Genomic DNA, 7,589 nt, shown 5'->3' on the forward strand with positions numbered 1-7,589 from the left:
CCTTCGCGGCGGCCGGGCACCGCCCGCCACGGGTCTTCGCAGCGGTGGCGGGCGGTGGTGCGCGGCGGGTGTACCGAGGTGGGGAGCGGGCCGGAGCGACGGGAGCGCCGCGGACCCCTCCCTGATCGTGCAGTCGGGCATGGTCAACTTCGCGTCGTTCCATGTCGTTCACTGCCTCAATACTGAACAGAAAGCTCACCATAAACAGGCGGGTCGAGCAGTTTTGCCAATCGGCTTCCGTTGCGGGACCCCCGCCGTACGCTGATGCACAGCGTCGGTGGGGGCCGGCGCTGATCAGGGGGCGAGACAGGCAGGTACGACGCCCGGGGCGGGGTGTAAGTCATCAGTGCGGCGGCGGCCGTGCGGCGTGTGGCGGCCCCGGACCGGGCGCCGTACCCGCACTGGCCGCCGCCCGGAATATGGGGGTGGCAGTGGCACGTATTCGGGTACTGGTGGTCGACGACCACCGCATCTTCGCCGAGTCGCTCGCCGCCGCCCTCGCGGCCGAGCAGGACGTGGAGGTCTCCGCGGCCGGCAGCGGGCCGGCGGCGCTGCGCGCGCTGGAGCGGGCGGCAGCGGAGGGGCGCCGCTTCGACGTGCTCCTCATCGACGCCGATCTCGGCACGGTCGCCCAGGACGGCGGCGTGCCCGGGCAGCTCAGGGGTCAGGCCCACGGCTCCGTGCATGAGGGCGGCGGGCCGGGGGAGGGCGCGGTCGACGGCATCTCCCTCGTGGCCGGAGTGCGCAGTGCGCACCCCGCGGTGCGCACGGTGGTGCTCGCCGAGCGCGACGACCCCAGAAGGGCCGCGGCGGCCCTGCAGGCGGGCGCCGGCGGCTGGGTGGCCAAGGACTGCTCGCTGTCGCGGCTGCTGGCCGTCATCCGCGGCGTCCTGCGCGACGAGACGCATCTGCCGCCCGCCCTGCTGACGGGCGTGCTGCGCGAGCTCACCGCCGCCCGCAAGCACCGTACGGAGAGCGAGCGGCTCGTGGAGTCCCTCACGCCGCGCGAGCGCGAAGTGCTGCGCTGCATGGTGGCCGGGCTCGGCCGCAAGGCCGTCGCCGAGCGGCTCTACCTCTCCCCGCACACCGTCCGCACCCACATGCAGAACGTCCTGGGCAAGCTCGGCGTGCACTCCACGCTCGCGGCGGTCGCGCTGGCGCGGCGCGCCGGGGTGGGGCCGGTGGACCTAACCGGGAGTGTTGTCGAACGGGGCGGTCAGCTGGCGTAGCAGATCGGCCAGCTCGCGGCGCTGGGTGCGGGACAGCTCGACGAGGATGGCGCGCTCCTGCTCCAGGAGCCCGGCCAGCGCCTCGTCGGCGCGGTCCCGGCCCTCGTCGGTGAGGCGCACGAGCACGCCGCGGCGGTCGCTCGGGTCGGGCTCGCGCTGGACGAGGCCCTTCTTCGTGAGCCGGTCGATGCGGTTGGTCATCGTGCCGGAGGTGACCAGCGTCTGGGTCAGCAGTTGGCCGGGCGAGAGCTGGTACGGGGCCCCGGCGCGGCGCAGCGCCGTGAGGACGTCGAACTCCCAGGGCTCCAGCTCGTGCTCGGCGAAGGCCAGGCGGCGGGCCCGGTCGAGGTGGCGCGCGAGCCTGCTCACGCGACTGAGCACCTCGAGTGGTTCCACGTCGAGGTCAGGGCGCTCGCGGCGCCATGCTGAGACCAGCCGATCGACCTCGTCCTCCATGCTGATCAGTGTAGAGGGTCTGTCGACATGAAGTCTCTTGATGTCAAGTCTCTTGACGTCGAGATATTGGGGGCGTGATGCTGGAGGCATGACGACGACCGCTGCCACGCCTGTCTGGGACCCCGAGCAGTACCTGCGTCACTCCGGCCCCCGGTCCCGGCCCTTCCACGACCTCCTCGCCCGCGTCCCGCTCCGCGATCCCGCGCGGATCGTGGACCTCGGCTGCGGCCCGGGCAACGTCACGGCCCTGCTCGCCGAGCGGTGGCCGGGCGCCCGGATCACGGGGCTGGACCACTCGGAGGCGATGCTGCGGCAGGCGCGGGCCGGGGTGCCGGGTGTGGCCTTCGCCCACGCGGACCTGAGGGAGTGGGCGCCGGAGGAGACGTACGACCTGATCGTCTCCAGCGCGACGTTCCAGTGGGTGCGGGGGCATGCGGAGCTGTTCCCGCGGTGGGTGGACGGGCTCGCGCCCGGCGGGGTCTTCGCCTTCACCGTGCCGGGGAACTTCGACGCCCCGAGCCACGTGCTCCTGCACGAGCTCTGCGAGAGCGCGGCGTGGCGGAGCCGGCTGGGCGGGCTCCACCGGCCCGGGTACGTGCTCACGCCCGCGGAGTACCTGGAACGGCTCGCCGGCCTGGGCCTGGCGGTCGACGCCTGGGAGACGACGTACGTCCACGCGCTCCCGGGCGAGGACGCGGTCCTGGACTGGACGAAGGGCACGACCCTGAGGCCCGTTCTGACGGCGCTCGCGGACGACCCGGAGGCGACGACCCGCTTCCTGTCGGAATACGCCGCCCTCCTCCGAGAGGCGTACCCCCCGGGCCCGCACGGCACGCTCTTCCCCTTCCGCCGCATCTTCACCGTGGCCCACCACGCCTGACCTCCGGTCCGGGGTCCGAAGGGGCCGTGCCCCTTCATTCCCGCCGCGACGGCGATCAGCCACCGCGGCCGCATCCGGCGGTGCCGGGCCTGCCTGAGCCCGTACGGCACCGCCGGGCTTCACCGTTGTGGTTGCGCGCCGCGGCGGCGGTTTCCAGGATGCGTGCGCATCCTGGGCCTGCCTGGGCCTGCGCGGTGAGGGCGTCGTGAAGGGTCCGGCCCTTCATTTCCGCCGCGACGGTGATCGGCCACCACGAACGTGTCCGGCGGTGCCGGGCCCGCCCGGGGCCGTACGGCACCGCCGGGCTCCGCCGTTGTGGTTGCGCGCCGCGGCGGCGTTTCAAGGATGCGTGCGCATCCTTGACCTGCGCAGACCTGCGCGGTGGCGGATTCAAGGGGGCGAGCCCCCTTGAACCTCGGGCGACGGGGGCGCCGCCCCCGTTTCGTGCTCTCAGGCGCGCCTGTGCCCAACAAGGCGCGGCTTCGGCTCCAGGCCGTCCAAGCCGTGCCACGCCAGATTCACCAGGTGCGCCGCCACCTCCGCCTTCTTCGGCTTGCGGACGTCCAGCCACCACTGGCCCGTGAGGGCGACCATGCCGACGAGGGCCTGGGCGTACAGGGGGGCGAGCTTCGCGTCGAAGCCGCGGGCCTTGAATTCCAGGCCGAGGATGTCCTCGACCTGGGTGGCGATGTCGCTGATCAGCGAGGCGAAGGTGCCGGTGGACTGGGCCACCGGCGAGTCGCGGACGAGGATGCGGAAGCCGTCCGTATACGTCTCGATGTAGTCGAGGAGGGCGAACGCGGCCTGTTCCAGCAGCTCCCGCGGGTGGCCCGCGGTGAGGGCGCCCGTGACCATGTCCAGCAGCTGCCGCATCTCGCGGTCGACGACGACCGCGTACAGCCCTTCCTTGCCGCCGAAGTGCTCGTAGACGACGGGCTTGGAGACCCCGGCCTTGGCCGCGATCTCCTCGACGGACGTGCCCTCGAAGCCCCGCTCGGCGAAGAGTGTGCGACCGATGTCCAGCAGCTGCTCGCGGCGCTCCGCGCCGGTCATCCGCACCCGCCGGGTGCGCCGGGGCCCCGCAGCCTGGGCCCGGTCCTTGTTACTGGTGGTATTGCTGTCGATCGCCACGCTGTCAATCATGCCGCCTTGGCGGCACTCTCCTTCCGCCGGGAGTCCAAGCGGTCCGCCTTCGGCCACCGCACGTCGTACGCCCAGCCTGCCTGCTCGAACCAGCGGATGAGGCGGGCGCTGGAGTCCAGCTGCCCCTTCAGCACGCCGTGCCGGGCGGAGGTCGGGTCCGCGTGGTGCAGGTTGTGCCAGGACTCACCGCAGGAGAGGATCGCCAGCCACCACACGTTGCCCGAGCGGTCGCGGGATTTGAACGGCCGCTTGCCCACGGCGTGGCAGATGGAGTTGATGGACCACGTCACATGGTGCAGCAGGGCCACCCGTACCAGCGAACCCCAGAAGAACGCCGTGGCGGCACCCTGCCAGGACCAGGTGGCCAGGCCGCCGACGAGCGGCGGGATCAGCAGGGACACCGAGGTCCACAGCACGAACTGGCGGGAGACCGCCCGGAGGTCCGGATCCTTGATCAGATCGGGGGCGTACTTGTGCTGGGGGGTCTGCTCCTCGTCGAACATCCAGCCGACGTGGGCCCACCAGAGCCCCTTCATCAGGGCCGGAACCGTCTCGCCGTAGCGCCAGGGGGAGTGCGGGTCGCCCTCGGCGTCGGAGAACCGGTGGTGCCTGCGGTGATCGGCGACCCAGCGGACCAGCGGGCCCTCCACCGCCATCGACCCCATGATCGCCAGGGCGATCCGCAGCGGCCGCTTGGCCTTGAAGGATCCGTGCGTGAAATAGCGGTGGAAGCCGATGGTGATGCCGTGGCAGCCGATGTAGTACATGGCCACCATCAGGCCCAGGTCGAGCCAGCTCACGCCCCAGCCCCAGGCCAGCGGGATCGCCGCGACGAGGGCGAGGAACGGCACGGTGATGAACAGCAGCAGGGCGATCTGCTCTACGGAACGCTTGCTGTCGCCACCGAGCGTGGCGGACTGGAGCGGGGCTCCTTGGGCCTTCGGCGCGTCTTCGATCACGTCGGGGCTTGCAGTCATGGGTTCCCTCATGGGGGTCGGGGCATGGCTACGGTTCCGTAACCTACGGCTTCGTAAGTATGGCAGGGCGGGAGCGCGGAGCAAGAGGGCTGTGGATAACCGCGCGTCGGAGGGCGACCTATGCTGGTGGGCGTCGGACAGCGCGGTCCGCAAACCCTCCAGACGTGCCGGAAACTCTGCAAGGAGCAGCACCTGTGAGCAGTGCCGACAACACCAACGCCGCCCTGCGCGCCGACATCCGCCGCCTCGGCGATCTCCTCGGCGAGACCCTGGTCCGTCAGGAGGGTGAAGAGCTCCTCGACCTGGTGGAGCGCGTCCGCGCCCTGACCCGCACCGACGGGGAGGCCGCCGCCGAGCTGCTCGGCGCCACCGACCTGGAGACCGCGGCCAAGCTCGTCCGGGCCTTCTCGACCTACTTCCACCTGGCGAACGTCACCGAGCAGGTGCACCGCGGGCGGGAGCTCGCCGCCAAGCGGGCCGCCGAGGGCTCGATCCTCGCCCGCACCGCGGACCAGCTCAAGGAGGCCGACCCCGAGCACGTCCGGGAGACCGTCGAGCACCTCGGGGTGCGTCCCGTCTTCACCGCCCACCCCACCGAGGCCGCCCGCCGCAGCGTCCTCAACAAGCTCCGTCGCATCGCTGAGCTCCTCGACGCCCTGGACTCCCGCTCCGCGGGCGCCACCGGCGACCGGCGCCGCACCGACCTGCGCCTGGCCGAGAACATCGACCTGCTCTGGCAGACCGACGAGCTGCGCGTGGCCCGCCCCGAGCCCACGGACGAGGCCCGCAACGCGATCTACTACCTGGACGAGCTGCACGCCAACGCCGTCGGCGACGTCCTGGAGGACCTGGCCGCCGAGCTGGACCGGGTGGGCGTCGCCCTGCCCGCCACCACCCGCCCGCTGACCTTCGGCACCTGGATCGGCGGCGACCGCGACGGCAACCCCAACGTCACCCCCCAGGTCACCTGGGACGTGCTGATCCTGCAGCACGAGCACGGCATCACCGACGCCCTGGAGCTCGTCGACCTCCTGCGCGGCGCCCTGTCGAACTCCATCCGCAACAGCGGCGCCACCGAGGAGCTCCTCGCCTCCCTCCAGCGCGACCTCGAACTGCTGCCGGAGATCAGCCCCCGCTACAAGCGCCTCAACGCAGAGGAGCCCTACCGGCTCAAGGCGACGTGCATCCGCCAGAAGCTCGTCAACACCCGCGAGCGCCTGGCCCGCAACACCCCGCACGAGGAGGGCCGCGACTACCTCGGCACCACCGAGCTCCTCGCCGACCTGCAGGTCATCCAGGACTCCCTGCGCGCCCACCGCGGCCGCCTGATCGCCGACGGCCGCCTGGAGCGCGCCCTGCGCACCCTGGCCGCCTTCGGCCTGCACCTGGCCACCATGGACGTCCGCGAGCACGCCGACGCCCACCACCACGCCCTCGGCCAGCTCTTCGACCGCCTCGGCGAGGAGTCCTGGCGCTACGCGGACATGCCGCGCGACTACCGCCGCAAGCTCCTCGCGAAGGAGCTGCGCTCGCGCCGCCCGCTGGCCCCCAGCCCCGCGCCCCTCGACGCGGCCGGCGCCAAGACCCTCGGCGTCTTCGGCACGATCAGCGAGGCGCTGGAGAAGTTCGGCCCCGAGGTCGTCGAGTCGTACATCATCTCCATGTGCCAGGGCGCCGACGACGTCTTCGCCGCCGCGGTCCTCGCCCGCGAGGCCGGTCTGATCGACCTGCACGCCGGCTGGGCGAAGATCGGCATCGTGCCGCTCCTGGAGACCACGGACGAGCTCAAGGAAGCCGACCGCATCCTCGACGACATGCTCGCCGACCCCTCCTACCGGCGCCTGGTCGCCCTCCGCGGGGACGTCCAGGAGGTCATGCTCGGCTACTCCGACTCCTCCAAGTTCGGCGGCATCACCACCTCCCAGTGGGAGATCCACCGCGCCCAGCGCCGCCTGCGCGACGTCGCCCACCGCTACGGCGTCCGCCTGCGCCTCTTCCACGGCCGCGGCGGCACCGTCGGCCGCGGCGGCGGCCCCACCCACGACGCGATCCTCGCCCAGCCCTGGGGCACCCTGGAGGGCGAGATCAAGGTGACCGAGCAGGGCGAGGTCATCTCCGACAAGTACCTGCTGCCGGCCCTCGCCCGGGAGAACCTGGAGCTGACGGTCGCCGCGACGCTGCAGGCCTCCGCCCTGCACACCGCGCCCCGCCAGTCCGACGAGGCCCTCGCCCGCTGGGACGCGGCCATGGACACCGTCTCCGACGCCGCCCACGACGCCTACCGCCGCCTCGTCGAGGACCCGGACCTGCCGGCGTACTTCTTCGCCTCCACGCCCGTCGACCAGCTCGCCGAGCTCCACCTCGGCTCGCGCCCCTCGCGCCGCCCCGACTCCGGCGCGGGCCTGGACGGCCTGCGGGCCATCCCGTGGGTCTTCGGATGGACCCAGTCCCGGCAGATCGTGCCCGGCTGGTTCGGCGTCGGCTCCGGCCTCAAGGCCGCCCGCGAGGCCGGCCTGGACACCGTCCTGGACGAGATGCACGAGCACTGGCACTTCTTCCAGAACTTCCTGTCCAACGTCGAGATGACGCTCGCCAAGACCGACCTGCGCATCGCGCAGCACTACGTCGACACCCTCGTGCCCGACGAGCTCAAGCACGTCTTCGACGCCATCAAGGCCGAGCACGAGCTCACCGTCCAGGAGGTCCTGCGTATCACCGGCGAGGCCGAACTGCTCGACGCGAGCCCCGTCCTGCGCCAGACCTTCCACATCCGCGACGCCTACCTGGACCCGATCTCCTACCTCCAGGTCACGCTGCTGCACCGCCAGCGCCAGGCAGCCGAGCGCGGCGAGCCCGCCGACCCGCTGCTGGCGCGCGCGCTCCTGCTCACCGTCAACGGCGTGG

The 7,589-nt window shown here is 72.2% G+C and carries 6 protein-coding genes; 3 read left to right on the forward strand and 3 right to left on the reverse strand.

The features are described 5' to 3' along the window. Positions 1 to 431 precede the first annotated feature (431 nt). On the forward strand, positions 432 to 1,229 hold the full coding sequence (locus tag V7793_RS29425) for a response regulator transcription factor (protein WP_058046646.1): 798 nt from the start codon (positions 432 to 434) through the stop codon (positions 1,227 to 1,229). Here the strand turns inward: V7793_RS29425 and V7793_RS29430 are convergent. Then, positions 1,188 to 1,685 carry a MarR family winged helix-turn-helix transcriptional regulator gene (locus V7793_RS29430; protein ID WP_336012083.1) on the reverse strand — a complete coding sequence of 166 codons (498 nt, stop codon included), beginning with the start codon at positions 1,683 to 1,685 and terminating at the stop codon, positions 1,188 to 1,190. The two genes, V7793_RS29425 and V7793_RS29430, sit on opposite strands and share 42 nt — an antisense overlap. Before the next feature lie 88 nt (positions 1,686 to 1,773). Here V7793_RS29430 and V7793_RS29435 point away from each other — a divergent pair, with 88 nt between their 5' ends. After that, the gene (locus V7793_RS29435) at positions 1,774 to 2,565 is read left to right on the forward strand and encodes a trans-aconitate 2-methyltransferase (protein WP_336012084.1); all 792 of its coding nucleotides are present in this window, start codon (positions 1,774 to 1,776) and stop codon (positions 2,563 to 2,565) included. Positions 2,566 to 3,015: 450 nt separating this feature from the next. Here the strand turns inward: V7793_RS29435 and V7793_RS29440 are convergent, their stop codons facing one another. Beyond that, entirely contained in the window at positions 3,016 to 3,708 is a 693-nt protein-coding gene (locus V7793_RS29440) for a TetR/AcrR family transcriptional regulator (protein WP_168093821.1), read from the reverse strand. Next, positions 3,705 to 4,685, reverse strand: coding sequence for an acyl-CoA desaturase (locus tag V7793_RS29445; RefSeq protein ID WP_336012090.1), 981 nt, complete (start codon positions 4,683 to 4,685; stop codon positions 3,705 to 3,707). Before V7793_RS29445 ends, V7793_RS29440 begins: the two co-directional genes overlap by 4 nt. Before the next feature lie 194 nt (positions 4,686 to 4,879). Here V7793_RS29445 and ppc point away from each other — a divergent pair. After that, the coding region (ppc, locus tag V7793_RS29450; protein WP_336012095.1) for a phosphoenolpyruvate carboxylase at positions 4,880 to 7,589 on the forward strand (2,710 nt) is incomplete at its 3' end.

This window comes from Streptomyces sp. KLMMK, from assembly GCF_036961605.1.
Classification (GTDB): domain Bacteria; phylum Actinomycetota; class Actinomycetes; order Streptomycetales; family Streptomycetaceae; genus Streptomyces; species Streptomyces telluris.